At 69.1% G+C, this 17,947-nt stretch carries 16 protein-coding genes and 1 tRNA gene; 5 read left to right on the top strand and 12 right to left on the bottom strand.

Annotated features, from left to right (window positions below):
* Positions 1-67: 67 nt before the first annotated feature.
* Positions 68-868 (top strand): SAF domain-containing protein, encoded by an 801-nt coding sequence (locus EIO00_RS09195; RefSeq protein WP_140177160.1) that lies wholly within the window; start codon positions 68-70, stop codon positions 866-868.
* 172 nt (positions 869-1,040) lie between these two features.
* Here the strand turns inward: EIO00_RS09195 and EIO00_RS09200 are convergent, their stop codons facing one another.
* Positions 1,041-2,072 carry a M15 family metallopeptidase gene (locus EIO00_RS09200; RefSeq protein ID WP_140177162.1) on the bottom strand — a complete coding sequence of 344 codons (1,032 nt, stop codon included), beginning with the start codon at positions 2,070-2,072 and terminating at the stop codon, positions 1,041-1,043.
* Between the two features lie 1,306 nt (positions 2,073-3,378).
* Between EIO00_RS09200 and EIO00_RS09210 the strand changes: the two genes are divergently transcribed.
* Positions 3,379-3,451: transfer RNA gene (locus EIO00_RS09210), tRNA-Arg, on the top strand.
* Between the two features lie 453 nt (positions 3,452-3,904).
* On the opposite strand, the gene EIO00_RS24135 is transcribed toward EIO00_RS09210, so the two are convergent.
* The 4 genes from EIO00_RS24135 to EIO00_RS09225 form a co-directional block, all read right to left on the bottom strand.
* Entirely contained in the window at positions 3,905-4,051 is a 147-nt protein-coding gene (locus tag EIO00_RS24135; RefSeq protein WP_161602680.1) for a hypothetical protein, read from the bottom strand.
* Positions 4,052-4,151: 100 nt separating this feature from the next.
* Complete coding sequence (locus EIO00_RS09215) at positions 4,152-4,418, bottom strand: hypothetical protein (RefSeq protein WP_241661233.1); 267 nt, start codon at positions 4,416-4,418, stop codon at positions 4,152-4,154.
* A complete protein-coding gene (locus tag EIO00_RS09220; RefSeq protein ID WP_140177166.1) occupies positions 4,415-4,738 on the bottom strand; it encodes a hypothetical protein in 324 nt (107 codons plus the stop codon). The genes EIO00_RS09215 and EIO00_RS09220 overlap by 4 nt, the downstream gene beginning before the upstream one ends.
* 276 nt (positions 4,739-5,014) lie before the next feature.
* On the bottom strand, positions 5,015-5,758 hold the full coding sequence (locus EIO00_RS09225; RefSeq protein ID WP_140177168.1) for a GntR family transcriptional regulator: 744 nt from the start codon (positions 5,756-5,758) through the stop codon (positions 5,015-5,017).
* A gap of 86 nt (positions 5,759-5,844) precedes the next feature.
* Between EIO00_RS09225 and EIO00_RS09230 the strand changes: the two genes are divergently transcribed.
* Together EIO00_RS09230 and EIO00_RS09235 are read left to right on the top strand one after the other, a co-directional pair.
* Positions 5,845-6,954 carry a DUF1152 domain-containing protein gene (locus EIO00_RS09230; RefSeq protein ID WP_140177170.1) on the top strand — a complete coding sequence of 370 codons (1,110 nt, stop codon included), beginning with the start codon at positions 5,845-5,847 and terminating at the stop codon, positions 6,952-6,954.
* A gap of 127 nt (positions 6,955-7,081) precedes the next feature.
* Positions 7,082-7,309, top strand: a complete 228-nt coding sequence (locus EIO00_RS09235; protein WP_175596164.1) for a hypothetical protein — start codon at positions 7,082-7,084, stop codon at positions 7,307-7,309.
* Here EIO00_RS09235 and EIO00_RS09240 read toward each other — a convergent pair.
* Entirely contained in the window at positions 7,290-7,949 is a 660-nt protein-coding gene (locus EIO00_RS09240; RefSeq protein ID WP_140177172.1) for an HAD family hydrolase, read from the bottom strand. The two genes, EIO00_RS09235 and EIO00_RS09240, sit on opposite strands and share 20 nt — an antisense overlap.
* A gap of 678 nt (positions 7,950-8,627) precedes the next feature.
* Between EIO00_RS09240 and EIO00_RS09245 the strand changes: the two genes are divergently transcribed.
* Positions 8,628-9,149: a tetratricopeptide repeat protein gene (locus EIO00_RS09245; protein ID WP_140177173.1), complete on the top strand. Its 522-nt coding sequence runs from the start codon at positions 8,628-8,630 to the stop codon at positions 9,147-9,149.
* Between the two features lie 777 nt (positions 9,150-9,926).
* On the opposite strand, the gene EIO00_RS09250 is transcribed toward EIO00_RS09245, so the two are convergent.
* The 6 genes from EIO00_RS09250 to EIO00_RS09275 form a co-directional block, all read right to left on the bottom strand.
* Positions 9,927-10,277, bottom strand: coding sequence for a hypothetical protein (locus EIO00_RS09250; RefSeq protein WP_140177175.1), 351 nt, complete (start codon positions 10,275-10,277; stop codon positions 9,927-9,929).
* A 656-nt stretch (positions 10,278-10,933) separates the two neighbouring features.
* Entirely contained in the window at positions 10,934-11,368 is a 435-nt protein-coding gene (locus EIO00_RS09255) for a hypothetical protein (RefSeq protein ID WP_206664087.1), read from the bottom strand.
* Positions 11,369-11,942: 574 nt separating this feature from the next.
* A complete protein-coding gene (locus EIO00_RS09260) occupies positions 11,943-13,454 on the bottom strand; it encodes an NCS2 family permease (RefSeq protein ID WP_175596165.1) in 1,512 nt (503 codons plus the stop codon).
* 148 nt (positions 13,455-13,602) lie between these two features.
* The gene (locus tag EIO00_RS09265) at positions 13,603-15,282 is read right to left on the bottom strand and encodes an AMP-binding protein (protein ID WP_140177179.1); all 1,680 of its coding nucleotides are present in this window, start codon (positions 15,280-15,282) and stop codon (positions 13,603-13,605) included.
* A 39-nt stretch (positions 15,283-15,321) separates the two neighbouring features.
* On the bottom strand, positions 15,322-16,962 hold the full coding sequence (locus EIO00_RS09270; protein ID WP_140177181.1) for an AMP-binding protein: 1,641 nt from the start codon (positions 16,960-16,962) through the stop codon (positions 15,322-15,324).
* Between the two features lie 99 nt (positions 16,963-17,061).
* Complete coding sequence (locus EIO00_RS09275) at positions 17,062-17,940, bottom strand: helix-turn-helix transcriptional regulator (protein WP_241661234.1); 879 nt, start codon at positions 17,938-17,940, stop codon at positions 17,062-17,064.
* Positions 17,941-17,947: the final 7 nt, after the last annotated feature.

The following is a 17,947-nucleotide window of genomic DNA, read 5'->3' on the forward strand; positions in this document are numbered from 1 at the left end:
CCGACGAAGAGATCCACCGCCGATCCACCACTGATCCGCCGTCGAAGGAAGCCGAAAGGAACACGTCATGAAAGACCGCACGGCCCCCTCGCCCGCATCCGGTGTGAGCCGCTGGAGCAGGCGCTTACTGCGTCATCGGCGGCCGGTGGCGGCGGCGCTGGCCGCCCTGTCGGTGCTGCTCACGGTGGCCGCCGTCCGGCCCGCCGACCCGGACGGCGTACGGGTGCTCGTCGCGGCCCGCGACCTGCCGGCGGGCGCGACCCTCCAGCCCGGGGACCTGCGCCCGGCCGTCCTGCCCGCCGCGGCGGTCCCGGACGGGGCGATCCGCAGGCGTGCGAAGGGACGGACCCTCGCCGGACCGATGCGGCGCGGGGAGGTCCTCACCGATGTGCGCACGGTCGGCAGGCGGCTCCTCGCCGGATACGGCCCGGACGTCGTGGCCACCCCGATCCGGCCCGCCGACCCCGGCACGGTGCGTCTGGTGCGTCCCGGCGACCGGGTCGACGTGCTCTCCAGCGACATCCCCGCCGATCTGGCGGGCTCCGGAGTGGGCCTCGACGACCTGCGCCCGCACGCGCCCGCCGCGCATCCTCACCCGGAGCCTGCCCCCTCCGCCCCGTCGCCCGCCCCGTCCGGCCCTCCCGTCCCCCTCCCTCGGAACACCGGCGACGCCAGGGTGGTCGTCTCGGCCGTCCCGGTGGTCGCGGTCCTGCGGGAGGACTCCACCACAGGCGAACCCGGAGGCCTGATCATGCTGGCCACCACGAGGGAACAGGCCGCCGCCCTCACCGCCGCCTCGGGTTCGCGTCTGGCGGTGGCCCTGGTGAACGCCCCGCGCACCGCCGCGACGCACTCCCCGCCGTCCTGAGACGACCCGCACGGGCGGCACCACGGCGACCGTCCCGCGACGGCCCCGCCCTCGCCGTCGAGCCGCCGTCGACCGGCCCGGGCGTCACGGAGGAACCGTCACCGTGCACAGGGCCGGTCCGCCCCTCCCCGACCCCGCGACCGGCCTCGCGGGCCCGACCGCCGCGGCCGGCTCACTCGGAGCCGTACTCCCAGTGCCAGGGCTCGAAGGGGTTGCTGTAGGCCCAGCTGGGATGGAACCAGCCGTATCTGCGGGAGTTGGCCTCCATCCACCTGAACTGCACCGAGCCGGAGATCTGGACGCCGCCGCACAGGTCCAGCGCGGTGCCCAGGCCGTGGTTGCTGCGACCGGGGATCGCGGCGAACCCGGGACGCTGGTAGTAGACGCGCTGCTGGTCGGCCAGGCTTCGATAGGAGTCGGTGATGCAGATGTCACGGCCGAAGCGCCGCTTATAGGCGGCGTTCAGCTTGTAGAAGCTCCTGGCCGCGTCCGCGCGCAGCTGCTCGCCCTTCTGCGGCAGATCGCACAGGTACTTGGCGGGGATCAGGCCGTTGGGATACTTGCGGGCGTCGGCGACCAGATCCGCGGGGCACTCCATCAGCAGCCTGCGCTCCCGGCTGACCTCGAGCTTGTCGAGCATCGCGGTCAGCTGGGAGGTCAGTTCGGCCGACCGCTGCTTGAGCCTCTGCACCTCCTGCTGCACCCGGGTCTGCTCCACCGCGTTCCGCGACTGCAGCTCCTGCGCGGTGGTGGCCAGCTGCTCGTAGCGGCGCTGCAGTTCATCGGCCCGGCGGATCAACGCCTCCTGCTCGCTGGCGATGTGCGTCAGATCGGCGGCGGCCCGCAACGCCGTCCTCGACCCCTGCGCGGAGAAGATCACCATGGCGCCGCCGAGGCCCGGCGTCTGGTACATCGTGTTGGCCAGCCGGGCGAGCGGCACCCGGATCCGGTCCAGCTCCGCCTCGGCCTTGCCGAGCTCCTTGAGCGTCTCGCGCAGCTTGGCCTGCGACGCGGCCAACGCCTTCTTGCGGCTCTCCCACTCCTTGGTGGCCTTCTCCAGGTCCTTACGCGCCTTGTTGGCCTCGCGGCGCAGTTCATCGATGGGGTCGGCCGCCCACACTGAGCCTTGGGGTGCGCAGACCACCGCCAGCAGCGTCATCGCCAGGACGAACGCCCTCAGCGGCGCTGATCGCGGGACCAGCACGTGCGTGTCCTCCGGGTACCAAGTGAAGGGATCGCACGAACGCTACTACACGTTCGCATCTGAGACCGGGTGTAACCAAGCCCGACAAGTCTTTTCGATCACCGTTCTACACCGCCGGGCCGCCCCCGTCCGACGTTCCCGTCACATCACTGCAGGCCGGGGCTACGAGAGCGGAACCCGAACGCCCCTTGGCTCCCCAATCGTCCCCTCCCCCCGCCCGAGGGCCTCTCGTTCGGAACCGCCGCCCGCCGTCTCGTCGGGCTCCGTCCCCACGTCCCCTTCCCCGGCGCGGACACCGCACGGCGGCCCGGACGAATGACGGCGACGCCCGGGATCGCGGCCCGCCCACTGCGGCGGACGCGCCGGACCGGGCGCCGCGGAGGAGCCGGACGAGCCCTACGGCGTCCCCTGCGACGTCGTCCGCCCGTCAGTCCCTGTCGCGGCGGTCGTCGCCATGGCCGTAGCGGGCGCACCAGTGCCGCAACCACGGGTTGCGCCGCCCGTACTCGGCACAGATCTCCCTGGGCTGCGGCCCGGTCCGCTGCGGCTTCGGAGGGGATGTCTCCCGAGGCTGCGGTCTCTTCTCCGTGACCTTGGGCTTGGGGCGCGACGCGGCCGTGGCCTTGTCCGACTTGGGCGGCACATACTGCCCGAACGTCGGATAGACCGGCGGAGTCTCCGGCGACTCAGGCGACGTGGCCGGGCCGCCCGCCACGACCCGTCGCGGCTCGCGTCCCTTCCCCTCGGACTCATCGGGCCCACCGAGCCACATGACGACGCCCCCGCCCAGCACCAGCCCGGGAGCGACGAGAGCGCCCACGAGCGCCCCCCTGCTCCGCACGAGCCGCGGCACACCGGGCGCAGGTTTTCCGCGATGCCGACCAGTCACGACATGGAAGGGTATCGATCTCACCACAAACGAGACAGACCGAACAGCTGTGCCCTGGGTGACCCCAGTGGTGATCTTCACCCCCGTGCCCGCCGCCCGGAGCCGCTCCCGGAAGTGCGGGAGAAGCCGCGCCGTCATGCAGTGAACCCGGAAGCGAGGAACTCGCGGTTCTCCAACGGCCGACTCCAGTCACGGGCGCCTGCCGCCGACGGGAGCGGACACCGCGCCGCCTCGGGCCGCCGAGGCCGTGGGGGGCACACGGATAATCCCGCGCGGGACACGTCGAGGAGCGCGTACCCTGGTCCCGGACGACGGTCGGCGACCGGAGCGCCCGCCCGCACGCGGCGCGATATGTACGCATCGGCCGCTGCGTGCGGCAGACGGTCGGGCGGTCCGCTAGGCTCTGACCTGCGCCGAGCCCCCGTAGCTCAGGGGATAGAGCAACGGTTTCCTAAACCGTGTGTCGCAGGTTCGAATCCTGCCGGGGGCGCCCCGCCCGACCAGCGAAAAACAGCGCCCTACCTGCGGAAACGCAAACAGGGCGCTGTCGTGTGTGGTCCGGCTGCCCACGGCTGGCACCGGCCTTCCACGGCCGTCTGTGCCGAATACGTACCGAAGTTTTCAGGGAGCCGGCGGGGCATCCGTCGGGCCGCCGTCGCCGTCGAGAGCCTCGCGTAGGGCCCCTCTCGATGCGCCGTCAAGAACGGCGGCGCATAGCATCGCCACCCGGCCCGCCGACCCCACCGCCCGGCGCATGCGGCCTGACGGTCGGCCACCGGGCGGCGACCGCCGCGCCGAACCCAATCCAGGACCACGCCGGAGTCCACACCGCGACGCAGCGATCCCTCCTAGAAGCGATGAGAACCCGCCCGAATGAGGATCGGCTGCATAACGTTGGCCCCTCGCAGGGGTGATGAGGACCTGCTCCCAGGTACCGGGCAGATCAGCGGCGTTCCTGGCCGCGCGGAGCGGGCACGAGCCCGGCAGTGATCAGCGCCGCCGTGATCTCCTCGATCCGCCGCGGCCCCAGGTTGCGCACGTCCTGGAGTTCGTCGTTCTCCCACAGCCGCAGCACTTCCCCCACCGTCACCCGGTCCACCAGATGAAACCGCAAGGGATCGGCGGCACGCCGCGACAACCCCAGGCAGGACAGCGGACACTCCCGGGCCACCGGATCCGCCGGGTGATGCTCATGCACCCTGGACCGCCCTCGTCCACGCCCCCGACTCCGTGCGCGGGAGCCGGACCCCCAGGTCGGCCAGGGCTTGGGCGGCGTAACGGACCCGTCGCACCGCCAAGTCCCGCTCGCGGGTGCTGATCACCTTGGACCTCGTCCACGGCCCGTACACCCGGATCACCGCCTGCAGATACGCCGCCTGCACCACCGCATCCCCCGCACCCGACCCCGCCGGATCCGCCGAGACCGCCGGGGCGTTCAGGCCCGCCGCCCGGCTCACCGGGCCGCCCGCCCGGTCAGGACCTGGACGATCCGGGCGGCCACCGCCACGGGGTCGCCGGCCGGGCCGATCGGCTCTCCGGTGTCGGCCCGGGTGAACACCCAGCCGGTGGGGTCTTCCCGGCAGTCCACCTCCACCGCCCGCAACACCGCGCCGGAGGCCATCACCCGCAGCACCCGCACCCCGCCGCGTGCGACCAAGCCGCACAGCACATCGGGCCGCTTGCACAGTTCGGCGTCCAGCGCGGCCAGGTGCATCCGGCGGGGGCCGAACGCACCGGCCACGTCCGCCGCCTCGAGCCGTCCGCGATCGAAACCCACGTCTTTTCGCTCCCGCTCCATCTCCGAGCGGGACCGGCGGACGCGACGGCAAGGCCCCCTCCAGACGGCCACCCAGAGGGTTGCAATGCCGCGCCACAGCCCACCATCACGCCGCCGATCCCGCAGCCCATCACTCCTCGCCTGACCACCCGCGTTCGCGTTCCACGCAACCTAGCCACTTCGCTCTTTTGGCTAGTGGCATAGACCACTTGCATTGAGAGGGTGGCATAGGCCACTTGCGATGACAAGGGCTTCTAGAGGACTCGGGGCCTGGACTCAGTGGATCGTGTACCGCTGCTCGTAGGTCCACGCGTCCGGCGGGTACACCGCCTCGGCGAACTCCAACGGGCGTTCGTCCACATCGAGCACCACGTGCCGAATGACGAGCACGGCCGCCGGAGCCGCCAGGCCGAACACCGCCAGCTCCTCCCCGCCGGCCAGCCGAGCGGCCACCCTGTCATAGGCATGACGCGCCCGCCGACCCGTGGCGCTCTCCACGTAGGCGAGAGTGCCTTCAAGAATCCGCTCATGTTCGAGCAGCCGAGGAGCCCGCTCCGCGATCGCCGCCGGGTACCAGGACGTCGAAGCCTCCACCGGATGATCATCGCGATAGATGATCCGGTGCCGACGCACCGCCTGCTGCCCGTTCTCCAACCCCAGAGCCTCGGCCACATGCGGCGGAGCGGGGACGAGTTCGGCGGCCACGATCTCCGCCCGCTCGTTCGGCGGATAGATCCGTCCGGTCTCGCTCGCCCGCTGGTATCGCTCACGCGCCCGCCGATGCAGGTCATAGCGGTTGCGCACGTAGGTTCCTGATCCGCGCCGGGACTCCACCAGCCCTTGCAGGCGCAGCGCTTCAAGGGCCTTCGTCGCAGTCGGACGCGAGACGTTCCATTCCGCCGCGATCTGCCGCTCAGACGGGACCTCGTCCCCAGGCTGAAGATCACCGCGCAGGATCCGATCACGAATGTGCCCAGCGATCTGCAAGTACTTCGGCAGGGCCTGCTCCAACTCCGGCATGCGTTCCCGCCCGCGATGAGAAGTGGACAATGCCACCAGCCACTCTACTGGCCAATGTCTTCGCGGCCAGCTCGTAAAGTGCGGCCATGACCCGGCTGCTCATCGCCGCAGGCGGAGGAGGCGACGCCCTGGCCGCCGCCATCATCCACGCCGCAACCGGCAGCGAACCGGCCTGCATCGCCACCCTCGCTTGGGACCGCCTGCTCATCGACCCCTTGCCCGGTCCCCGTAGCGTACGCGACTTCGCCAGCCTCCGCCGCCTCACCGAACACGTCAGGGTGATCACCCCTCACACCCGCCCGATCCCCCCGGCCGGCTCTACCCTGCCCCGCCTCGCCGCAGCACTCGATGCCCCCCTGGCCCTGCTCGACCCCACTCATGGAGCCCACGGCCTGCGCCTCCAACTCCGCGAACTGGCCGCCGTCCTCGCCGCCCCTCACGCCGAAATCATCGACGTCGGAGGCGACATCCTCACCACTGGCGACGACCCCGGCCTACGCAGTCCGCTGGCCGACGCCCTGGTGCTGTCCGCATGCCACGAGCTGGACATCCCGGTAGACGTCCTGATCGCCGGCCCAGGACTCGACGGCGAAATCCCCGAAATCGACGTGCTGGCACGCGCGGGCACCGCCATCGCCACCCGACTGCGTCCGGCCGACGTCGACCGCTGCCTCCACGTCTTCGACTGGCACCCCTCCGAGGCCACCGCCCTCCTGGCCGCAGCCGCCCGAGGCGCACGCGGCACCGCCGAAGTCCGCGACAGCGGCCTACCGGTCCCCCTCACCGACCACAGCCCCAACGTCTACCGCCTCACCTACGCTCAAGCCTTGGCCGTCAACCCCCTGGCCCAAGCCCTCCGGCACGCGACGTCCCTGGAGGAGGCCGAACGGATCACGGGCGCCCTGTGCGGTTTCTCCGAGCTCGACTACGAACGGGCCAAAGCCACCGCCCTACGAGAGGCAGGAAGCAGAGCCCGACATGAACCCCACGCCGTCACCATCGAAGACCTCGGTCACCAAGCCCGCATCTATGAACACAACGCCGCCGGCCGCGGCATCGACTACCTGACCTTTCGCCGCCTCGCCGAAGCTCTGGGCGTTTCCACCGCCACGGCCGGACACCTGCGGACCCATCTCATCACCACACGCCCAGCCCACTACCTGCCCCCGATCTGGGCGACCCGTCCCATCCGCTGATCGTTCGACCACGGCCTCCGAGAAGAGCACCGGTCTGGAGGCCGGTCTCATCCCCCAGGCCCGCGAGACCCTGACCAAGGTCCTGGAGAACCTCCCCGCCGCGGACACCAAACAGCGCAGCGTCGTATTGGGCGACCTGGCCTCCGTCGAAGCGGCCGCAGGCGACCCCGAAGCCGCGTGCGCCCGCGCCGAGGAGGCCCTCGACCAGCTGGCCCGCACCTGGTACGCCACCGGCATGGACCGCATCACCCAGGTCCGCCGCGCCCTGGAGCCCTGGGCCGATCAAGAATGCGTGCGCCGACTGGACGACCGCCTGTACGGGTGGGAGACCACCCTCAGCGCGCTGAAGCGTTGAACTCCGCGATCTTGCCGGGCAGCTCCGTGAGGGAATCGATCCGCATCGTCGGCAACCGATCCGCATCCGGATCGTGCTGCTGGATGATTCCCCACGGACCCCGGCGGATCAACGCCGTCTTCAACCCCACCGCCGCCGCCGGCCGGATGTCGTTGTCCAGCCGATCACCCACATACAAGATCTCCCCCGCCTCGCACGGGGCCTCCCGGACCACCGCCTCGAAGAAGGCCGGGTCCGGCTTGGCCACCCCCCAGTCATCAGAGGTGGCCAGCATGTCGCACGGCAGCTTCAACTCCCGCAGGATGCCGCCCGCGCGCACCGTCTGATTCCCCGCGATCCCCACCCACAGGCCGGCCTCCCGCAGCTCGGCCAACGTCGGCCGCGCATCCGGATACAGATCCTCCTCACCGAACCACTCGGCCTGCCCCACCGCGGCCCGCTTCTCCCGCTCCTCGGTCAGATCGAACCCCGGAGCGAACACCTGGAAGGTCTCCCGATAGTCCAGCCCACGGGCGATCACCGCACCGAACACCGCCGAGAACGTGTGCCGAGGCACTCCCAGCCAGTCCGCCCAGGTGCCGTACTCCCGGGTCTCATCGACCAGGCACTCACCCACATCGAACACCACAGCACGGATCACGCGCCCCAGCCTACGAACCAGCCCCAGACCACCCGACACCCACACACGAACGCCACCAGCGGCAGAAACACCAACCCCCATGCACGCTGGCCACAAGAACCGGCCGCCTCCACGAGACCGAGTCAGCAAACGTCTAAACTCAATGAGGAACCTCCGCACAGGATTCAAGGGCGACCCGCTAACGGAGACCGCTATCATCCAGACCGGTGTGGCGGATGTACGGCCTCCCTGGACCGATCCCATCGCACCGTCTGTTTCCAAGCAGGTTGCTAAATAAGCGCAAATCCGCTTGAGTGGCCTTGTGGCAGAGAGTAGGCAGTCAAGGGCATCGTGGAGAGCAGGCGTAGTTGCCGCCCTTGTCGTGGCCGCCCTAGGAACCGGGACAAACGTAGCGATCAACTACACAACCACTCAGGCTACAACTTTGCGGTGGGTTGCAGTTGTCGTACTGACAGTCGCGAGCGGACTAGCCACCTCCCTGATAAAGAACGACCGAGATAATAATGAGGTCAGAGCCCTCGACAAGCCAGCAGTCCACCCAAGAATAACTGAACACGAAAGAACTATCGATTTTAAGATTTATAGCGAAGAGGTTGCCCTCCAGCCTGGATACATAAGCCAATGGATTCGCACCGCTCACGGCAATAGCGAATCTTCTGAACGCAATGAGGGATCCGAATGAAGAATCTCCAAGACCTTGAAGAGGAAGTGCGCCGTTATCGTGAACTAGTCGCCTCTGCCCCTGAAAAGCACAAGCCAGATCTGGCATCTTCTTTGAACAACCTCGCAGTTCGCCTCGCCGAAATGGGACGGCGAGAAGAAGCACTAGAGACCAGCCACGAAGCCACCACCATCTACAGGAACCTGGCAGAAAAAGTGCCAGAAGCTTACATGCCTGGCCTCGCATCCACTCTTGACAACCTGGCCAATCTTCACGCCAATCAAGGTCAGCTCTCTAGGGCTGAGAGTGAGGCACTAGAGGCTCTTAATATTCGAGAGCGTTACCTCGGAAAAGAGAGTAAGGCCACTTTGGCAAGTCGCTCCAACTTGGGCTCTATCTTGCGAGATCTTGGGCGCCTAGATGAGGCAGAAAGAATGCTTCAAAAGACACTCGACGATTCTCAACGGATACTCGGCCCAGATCACCCAACCACGCTGATCAGCCAGGATAGACTCGCTCGACTTTTGGAGCGGCAATGACCTTGAGGTCGAAAGTCCACTTGTCGTGATAGTTGAGGTCAAGGTACTGCTGTAGGGCTTCCGGTGCTCATCCCCTTGCCGGGTTCTGTGGGTGCCCGGCGTGCTGCTAACGCTGGTACCGACAATGGCCCTTGACGATGGTGGACGGGGCTGCACAGAGTTGATCTTGCTACGGATCAGACGCCCACGCAGCGTCCGGACTTACCGAATTCAGCCCATTGAGATCAAGAGTGGCGGCGCTACACGCCGCCACACGGCCCGTTGGCCCTGCCGCCCGGTGCATGCGGCTTGAAGGCCGATCACCGGGCGGCAACCGCCGGGCCGGACACCCCAAATCACCGGCCAAAGTCCCCATCCTTCCAGGGGTGATTAGGGCCCTGGATGTGGCGAGTTCGGGGCGCGTGAGCGGACGGGCGCTTATTCCCTAGAGGGATCGCAACCGCGTCCGGCGCAACTCCTCGTTGATCTGCCGTGCCTGTTCCTCATCACCCCTGGAGGAACCACAACTGCTCATCGGGCGTGCTCCATAGTGAGGGCGAGCAGGGCACGGGTACAGCGCGGGTACGCCGCAGGACGGACAGAACAGCATCCCACCTGGGCAAACACCGATAGGACACCATCGCACTGCCCCCAGCGCCCACATGCAGCCTGTGTCGTCTCCCACGGCCGTCCGTGCCGAATCGGGGCGCCCCAGAAAGGGCTTTCCACCATCCTCGCCAGGTTCCCCCACACGGGCCTCCTCAATACGCCGCCGGATGAGCCTGTCCTGACCGACGATCACTCGGCTTGGACGCGCACCGGCAAGGCCGAGGTCAGGGTCTCATCGAGGGACAGCGTGAAGGCCGGGCCCGGCTGGAAGGGGCGCCATCCTCTGGCCAATGCCAGTCTGATCGCGGTGGCCACGGTTCGCGGCAGGACGGGGACGCTCGGCAGGTCCAGCCAGTTGCCCGGGTGCGGGTGGGGCAGGGAGACCACGAGCAGTGATTCCGGACGTTCGGCCGGCTCTGCCACGAAGGTCAGCGGGCTTGCCCCGATGCCCTGGTCGTAGGTCGGCTTGTGGCGGACCTTCCAGCGGAACTCGACTCCGTCGACGACGATCCGCCGGGTGCCTTTCCTCGCCAGAGTCACCTTCTCCCCCCACCGCCCATCGCCCCGTCTCTGGACGAGGCACGGCACATGCTCTTCCTCGGTGCTCGCTCCCCCGGTGCCGGATCTGCGTCGTCGCACCGGTCGCGGCGCCGTACACGGGATGCGGGCGGGGACGAGCGGGAGCCCATGCCGGCACCGATGCCTTCTCACGGATCAGGCGGCCGGCTCATTCCCCTGGCCCGTCATCCCTTCGGCTCGTTGGATCCTCGTCCGTGCATGCGGGTTCGGCCTCATCGCAAGGGACGCCAGGGACGATGGGCACCGTGGACGATCCCCCGACGGGAAAACGCTCCTCATCCACAGGAGCACGAGGTGTCGCGGTGCCGGTGCATCTCGCTTGGAACCGGTCGTTCCAGGGCACCGAGCGCCGGAAACCGCCTCGGCGGCCCGGTGGAGACGTGGAAGGCGGGCGCCGGTGAGTGAACACCGGCGCCCGCTTCGACGACCGTCCGACGGTCCTTTTCACCGCCGTGCCGCGTGATCCGCGGTGGCCGTCCGCCATCGCGGAACCCGGTGTCCGGGGTCTCGCGCACCGCGAAAGCGGCGGGCGACCGGGGCGGCATAAGGCCCATCGAACGGTTTCCGTGTTTCCGGGGTAAGGGCTCCCGTCATCTGTCCGGAAACACCGGCTCGGATCAGTACCAGCTGGTCCAGGCGACCTGGTGACCGTCCACCACGAGAACGGCGCGGGAGACCCGGCCGTGGAGGTTGTTCCCGATCATGGTGTAGGCGTAATTGATACCCGGGTCCACGCTCTCGGCGACCCAGCCGTCGGCCTCCGGTCGGCCGTCGTCGGAGCGCTGCAGCAGGGCGGAGCTGTTCTGCGGCGCGTTCTCGATCCGGGCGAACGAGCCGCAGACGTCGGAGTAGAAGTACTTGAGCCGGATGCCGTTCCAGGTCGTGCTGTGAATCAGCCGGAAGGTTCCCGCGCAGGGTTCCTGCGTCGGGTAGAACCCTTCCATTCCGTAGAGCCCATAGTTGCCGCCCTGGTAGGGGGCAGCCTGGGCCGCGGGCGCGGCAAGGGCCACGAGCCCACCGATCATGGCGAGGCAGGCGACGAGCTTGCGCACTGATTCCCCCGATCCATCGAAATTCCCGAAATCACCGGGACGAGCGCACGCCGGAACGCTCCGCGCGTCTGCAGCCACGCCGACGCCTCGGCGGTGGCTCACCCCCGTGACAGCGCTCCCGTTTCCCGTCGGAGCGCCTCGCACACGTTAACCCCCAATGCCCGTTTTATCAACTCCCCTCAGGGGATTAGGCATTTGGCCAGGTCAGTACCGGATTCAATTGCCGGGGCGATTGATAAAGCCGCATGGAGGGAGAATCCCGCCGACCGGTGAGGGCGGCATCGCGGCGGTCGGCATGGGCGCCGCGCCCCCCGGCCCGAAGCCCTGTGCCCCGGCGTGAGACCGGCGCGCCCCGATGGGGAACCCGATGGGGAATCGGCGCGCCCTCGCACAGGACCGACGCGCCTTGCGCGCGGAACCGCCTCGATGTGAGACCGTCCGTCCTCGCACGGGGCCGCCCCCGCAGAACCGCCCTGACGGAAGAAGAGCCCTCACACGGGACCGGCCCGCACCGAACCGTCCCCCCGATACGGGACCGGCGGCCCGCAGGCCGCCGGTCCGCACTCCTCGCTCATCAGACCACGTTCAGCAGTTCCTTGATCGGGTCCAGGGCGAAGTAGATGACGAACAGCACGGCGATCAGCCACATCAGCGGGTGGATCTCGGCGAATCGCCGGCGGGCGGCCTTGATGACCACGTAGGCGATGAAGCCCGCGCCGATGCCCGCGGTGATGGAGTAGGTGAACGGCATCAGCACGATGGTCAGGAACGACGGGATGGCCACGTCGTAGTCGCTGAAGTCGATGTTGCGGATCTGGGTCATCATCAGGAACCCGACCACGACCAGCGCGGGGGTGGCGGCCTCGAAGGGCACGATCGTCACCAGCGGCGAGAAGAACATGGCCACCAGGAACAGCGCCCCGGTCACCACGCTGGCCAGGCCGGTGCGGGCGCCCTCGGCGACACCGGCGGCCGACTCGATGTAGGTGGTGTTGGAGGACACCGATCCGGCTCCGCCGGCCGCGGCGCCGATCGAGTCGACGATCAGGACGTTCCGCACGCCCGGGAGGTTGCCCTGCTTGTCCAGCAGGCCGGCCTCCGCCCCCACGCCGACCACGGTGCCCATGGTGTCGAAGAAGTCGGCCAGCATGATCGTGAACACGAACAGCAGGGCGGCCACCACTCCGACCCGTTCGAAGCTGCCGAACAGGCTGAACTCGCCGAGCAGGCTCAGGTCGGGGACGCTGACCACCTCGTCGGGCAGTGTGGGGACGTTCAGCTGCCAGCCGTCGGGGTTGATGACCGGCTTGCCGTCGGGGCCGGGGCCGGCGTTGAACGGACCGACCTTGGCGAAGGCCTCCACGATCATCGCGAAGACGGTGGTCGCCACGATGCCGATGAGGATCGCGCCCTTGACCCGCCGCGCCACCAGGAACGCGGTCAGCAGCAGTCCCACGCAGAACACCAGGGTGGGCCAGCCGGAGAGGCTGCCGGTGGCACCGAGCTGCACCGGCACCGTCGATTCGCCCTCGGCGCCGGGGATGCGGCGGACGAATCCGGCGTCCACGAAGCCGATCAGCGCGATGAACAGGCCGATGCCCACCGCGATGGCGGTCTTCAGCTCGGGCGGGATGGCGTGGAACACCGCCGTGCGGAAGCCGGTCAGCACCAGCAGCAGGATGATCAGGCCCTCGAGGACGACGATGCCCATCGCGTCCTCCCAGGACATGCCGCTGGCCACGCTGAACGCCAGCACCGCGTTCAGTCCGAGGCCGGCGGCCATCGCGAGGGGGTAGCGGCCGATCACGCCCATGGCGATCGTCAGCAGCCCGGCGATCAGCGCGGTCGCCGCCGCCACCAGGGGGATCGCCCCGCCGGGCTGGGTGGAGTCGCCGAGGAACTGCCCGTCGGCGTCGGCGACCGTGCCGATGATCAGGGGGTTGAGGACCACGATGTAGGCCATCGTGAAGAAGGTGGCCAGCCCGCCGCGCACCTCGCGGGCCACGGTGGAGCCTCGTTCCGTGATCTTGAAGTACTTGTCGAGTCCGCTTCTGGTCTCTGCGGCCTGCGCTTGCTGTGCGTTCACGGCCGCAGACTGGCAGATCGGGACATCGTTCCCAAGGGTGCGTACGAAAACAAAACCACAACGATCCGTAAGGGGATCAAGAAGTGGCCTGGCCCACTGCCTGGGGTGATGCAGTGGACCAGGTCACATCCGTTACGGAGGGTGACGATCAGGACGTCAAGAGGTCCTCTTCGCGGTACTCGGTGCCGGAGGCTCCCGAGGCGGCGTGCGCGCGCAGCTCGACCCGGCGGATCTTGCCGGAGATGGTCTTGGGCAGCTCGGCGAACTCCAGCCGCCGGATCCGCTTGTAGGGGGCGAGGTGCTCGCGGGAGTAGCGCAGGATCTCCGCGGCGGTCTTCTCATCCGGCGTCCATCCGGCGGCGAGCACCACGTACGCCTTCGGCACCGCCAGCCGCACCGGGTCGGGGGCGGGCACCACGGCCGCCTCGGCGACCGCCTCGTGCTCCAGCAGCACGCTCTCCAGCTCGAACGGCGAGATCCGGTAGTCGGAGGCCTTGAACACGTCGTCGGCCCGGCCCACGTAGGTCAGGTAGCCGTCCTCGTCCCGGGAGGCGATGTCGCCGGTGTGGTAGTAGCCGTCCTTCATCGCCTCGGCGGTGCGTTCGGGGTCGCCGTGGTAGCCGACCATCAGCCCCAGCGGCCGGCGGGACAGATCGATGCAGATCTCCCCCTCCTGGGCGGGCTCGCCGGTGACCAGGTCGATCAACTCGATGGCGTATCCGGGCACGGGGCGGCCCATGGATCCGGGCTTGATCGGCTGGCCGGGGGTGTTGGCGACCTGGACGGTGGTCTCGGTCTGCCCGAAGCCGTCGCGGATGGTGACGTTCCAGGCGCGCTGGACCTGTTCGATGACCTCCGGGTTGAGCGGTTCGCCGGCGCCGACCACCTTGCGCGGCGGGACGCTGAGGCGGCCCAGGTCGGCCTGGATGAGCATCCGCCACACCGTCGGCGGGGCGCAGAAGCTGGTCACCCGGCAGCGTTCCATCTCGCGCAGCAGCCGTTCGGCGTCGAAGCGCGAGTAGTTGTAGATGAAGACCGTCGCCTCGGCGTTCCAGGGGGCGAAGACGTTGCTCCAGGCGTGCTTGGCCCAGCCGGGCGAGGAGATGTTGAGGTGCACGTCTCCGGGTTCGAGCCCGATCCAGTACATCGTGGACAGGTGCCCGACCGGGTATGAGGCGTGGGTGTGCTCGACCAGCTTGGGCTTGGCGGTGGTCCCGGAGGTGAAGTACAGCAGCAGCGGGTCGCCGGCCTTGGTGGGGCCGTCGGGGGCGAAAGAGGTGTCGGCGGAGTAGGCGTCGGCGTAGTCGAGCCAGCCGTCGACCGGGCCGCCCACCGCGATGCGGGTGTAGTCGCCGGCGACGTCGGCGAACTTGCCGGTGTGCTCGGCGGCCGCCACCACGTGCCTGGCCGCGCCGCGTTCCACCCGGTCGCGCAGGTCGTCGGGGGTGAGCAGGATCGTGGCGGGGATCACCACGGCGCCGATCTTCATGGCCGCCAGGGTGGTCTCCCACAGCTCGACCTGGTTGGCGAGCATCACGATGATCCGGTCGCCGCGGGTCACTCCGTGTCCGGTCAGCCAGTTGGCGACCTGGTTGGAGCGCGCCGACATCTCGGCGAAGGACCAGCGGCGCTCTGAGCCGTCCTCCTCGACGATCCACAGCGCGGTCCGGTCATTGCCGCGGGCGATCTCGTCGAACCAGTCCAGCGCCCAGTTGAACTCCTCCAGGTCGGGCCAGGAGAACTCGCGGTACGCGGTGTCGTAGTCCTCCCGGTGCCGCAGCAGGAGGTCCCGGGCGGCGCGGAAGCGCTCGTAGGCGGGCGTGCCCATCGCTGTGTCTCTCCCTCTCCGGATCAGTGTCCGGCGTCGTCAGTGTCCGGCGTCGTCGGACAGGCCGAGGATCTCCATGGCGCGCTCGCGCATCTCCACCTTGCGGACCTTCCCGGTGACGGTCATCGGGAAGGAGTCCACCACGTGCACGTAGCGGGGGATCTTGTAGTGCGCGAGCTTGCCGGTGCAGAACTCGCGGAGCTTGTCGGCGGTCAGTTCCGGCGCGCCGTCGCGGAGCTTGACCCACGCCATCAGCTCTTCCCCGTACTTGGGGTCGGGAACGCCGATGACCTGGGCGTCGACGATGTCGGGGTGGGTGTAGAGGAACTCCTCGATCTCGCGGGGGTAGATGTTCTCGCCGCCGCGGATCACCATGTCCTTGATCCGCCCGGTGATGGAGACGTATCCGTCGGCGTCCATCACCGCCAGGTCGCCGGTGTGCATCCAGCGGGCGGCGTCGATGACCTCGGCGGTCTTGTCGGGCTGCTCCCAGTAGCCGAGCATCACCGAGTAGCCGCGGGTGCACAGCTCGCCGGGCTCGCCGCGCGGCACGGTGACCCCGGTGGCCGGGTCGATGATCTTGACTTCCAGGTGGGGGTGGACGCGGCCGACCGTGGACACCCGCCGGTCGAGGGAGTCGTCGAAGCGGGTCTGGGTGGACACCGGGGAGGTCTCGGTCATGCCGTAGCAGATGGTCACCTCGTGCATGCCCATCCGCTCGATGACCTGCTTCATCACCTCGACGGGGCAGGGCGAGCCGGCCATGATCCCGGTGCGCAGGGTGGACAGGTCGGCGGTCTCCAGCGCCGGGTCGTTGAGCTCGGCGATGAACATGGTGGGCACCCCGTACAGGGAGGTGCAGCCGTGGGCGGAGACCGCCTCCAACGTGGCGGCGGGGTCGAAGGAGGGGGCGGGGATCACCATGCAGGCGCCGTGGGTGGTGGCGGCGAGGTTGCCCATCACCATGCCGAAGCAGTGGTAGAAGGGCACCGGGATGCAGATGCGGTCCCGCTCGGTGTAGCGGCACAGCTCTCCGACGAAGTAGCCGTTGTTGAGGATGTTGTGGTGGGAGAGCGTCGCGCCCTTGGGGAAGCCGGTGGTGCCCGAGGTGTACTGGATGTTGATCGGGTCGTCCATGGTGAGGGTCGCGGCGATCTCCGCCAGGACGGACCGGTCGGCGGAGCGACCCTCGGCGACCATGGCGTCCCAGTCCTCGCCTCCGATGAGCAGGACGCGCTCCAGGTCCGGGCACTGCGGCCGGGCCTGCTCGATCATCGCGGCGTAGTCGGAGGTCTTGAAGGTGGGGGTGGCGATGAGGGTGCTCACCCCGGCCTGCTTGAGGACGTACTCCAGCTCGTGCACCCGGTAGGCGGGGTTGATGTTGACCAGGATCGCGCCCAGCTTGGCGGTGGCGTACTGGGTGAAGGTCCACTCGGCGCAGTTGGGCGCCCAGATCCCCACCCGGTCGCCCTTGCGCACGCCCCGCCCGTGCAGGCCGAGCGCGAGGGCGTCGACCTCGGCGGCCATCTCGGCGTAGGTCCAGCGGCGGCCGGTGTGGTGCTCGATGAGGGCGTCCCTGTCGGGGTGCGCGGCGACCGTGCGGTCGAAGTTCGCCCCGATGGTGTCCCCGAGCAGCGGGGTGTCGGACGTTCCCGACGCGTAGCTCAGCTCGACGGCCATGTGAGAGCCCCCTGTGACCCGCATCACGTATGTGTCGGCGATCAGGGTGGCGCGGGGGACGCGGTGCGCACTACTACCCAAAGGGGGTAGCCGGGCCGGCTAGAGGGGGTAGCCGAGGGCGCGGGCGGCGTTGACGGCCTCGATCCGGTTGCGGGTGCCGAGTTTGCGCATCACGCTGCGCAGATAGGCCTTGACGGTGCCCGGGGACAGGCCCATCCGGGCGGCGATCTCGACGTTGGGCAGTCCGGCGGCGGCGTGGGCGAGGGCCTCCTGTTCGCGCGGGGACAGCGGGGTGCGCGAGAGGGCCGCCCCTCGCGGCCCCGACGGCGCGGCGCCGGCGGCCAGCCGGCGGCGCAGCGCCTCCAGGTCGGCGCGCACGGCGGGGTCGCGGACCCGTTCGATGATCGAGCCCAGTTCGCGGCAGGCGTCGCGGAGGCGGGCGTCGGCGGAGGGGGTCTGGAGCGCCGCCGGGGGCCGGGGCGGGGCGGCCAGCCGGCGGCCGACCTCGCCGGCCAGGCCCATCGCCAGGCGCTGCATGCGCTCGCCCAGTTCCAGCCGTTGCCGCAGTCCCGCGTACAGCACACCGGTGACCTGTCCGGCGGTGAGCACCGGAACCGCCATGATCGAGTGCAGTCCCTCCCGGGACACCGGCTGGTCGTAGTGGTGGCTGATCTCCGGGGCCCGGACGTAGTCGGTCACCGTGACGGGGCGTTTGAGCATCATGGCCTTGCCGCCGAGCCCGGCCCCGTTGCGGACGACCAGATCCTGCAGGGCGGTGGTGCGCGCGCCCCGCAGCCGGTGGATCACCAGCCGGTCTCCGCCCGGCACCGCCCGGGCCCCGAACGCGATGTCCACCTTCGCTCTGTCGAGCAGCGTGGTGAGCGCGTTGTCGACGGCGTCGACCCACCCGTCGTCCACCTTCGCGACCATCTGCACCACCTCGCGCGACATCCGCCACTTCAGTGTGACATCTGGCACGTTATCT

It is taken from the genome of Thermomonospora catenispora, assembly GCF_006363815.1.
GTDB classification, from domain to species: domain Bacteria; phylum Actinomycetota; class Actinomycetes; order Streptosporangiales; family Streptosporangiaceae; genus Thermomonospora; species Thermomonospora catenispora.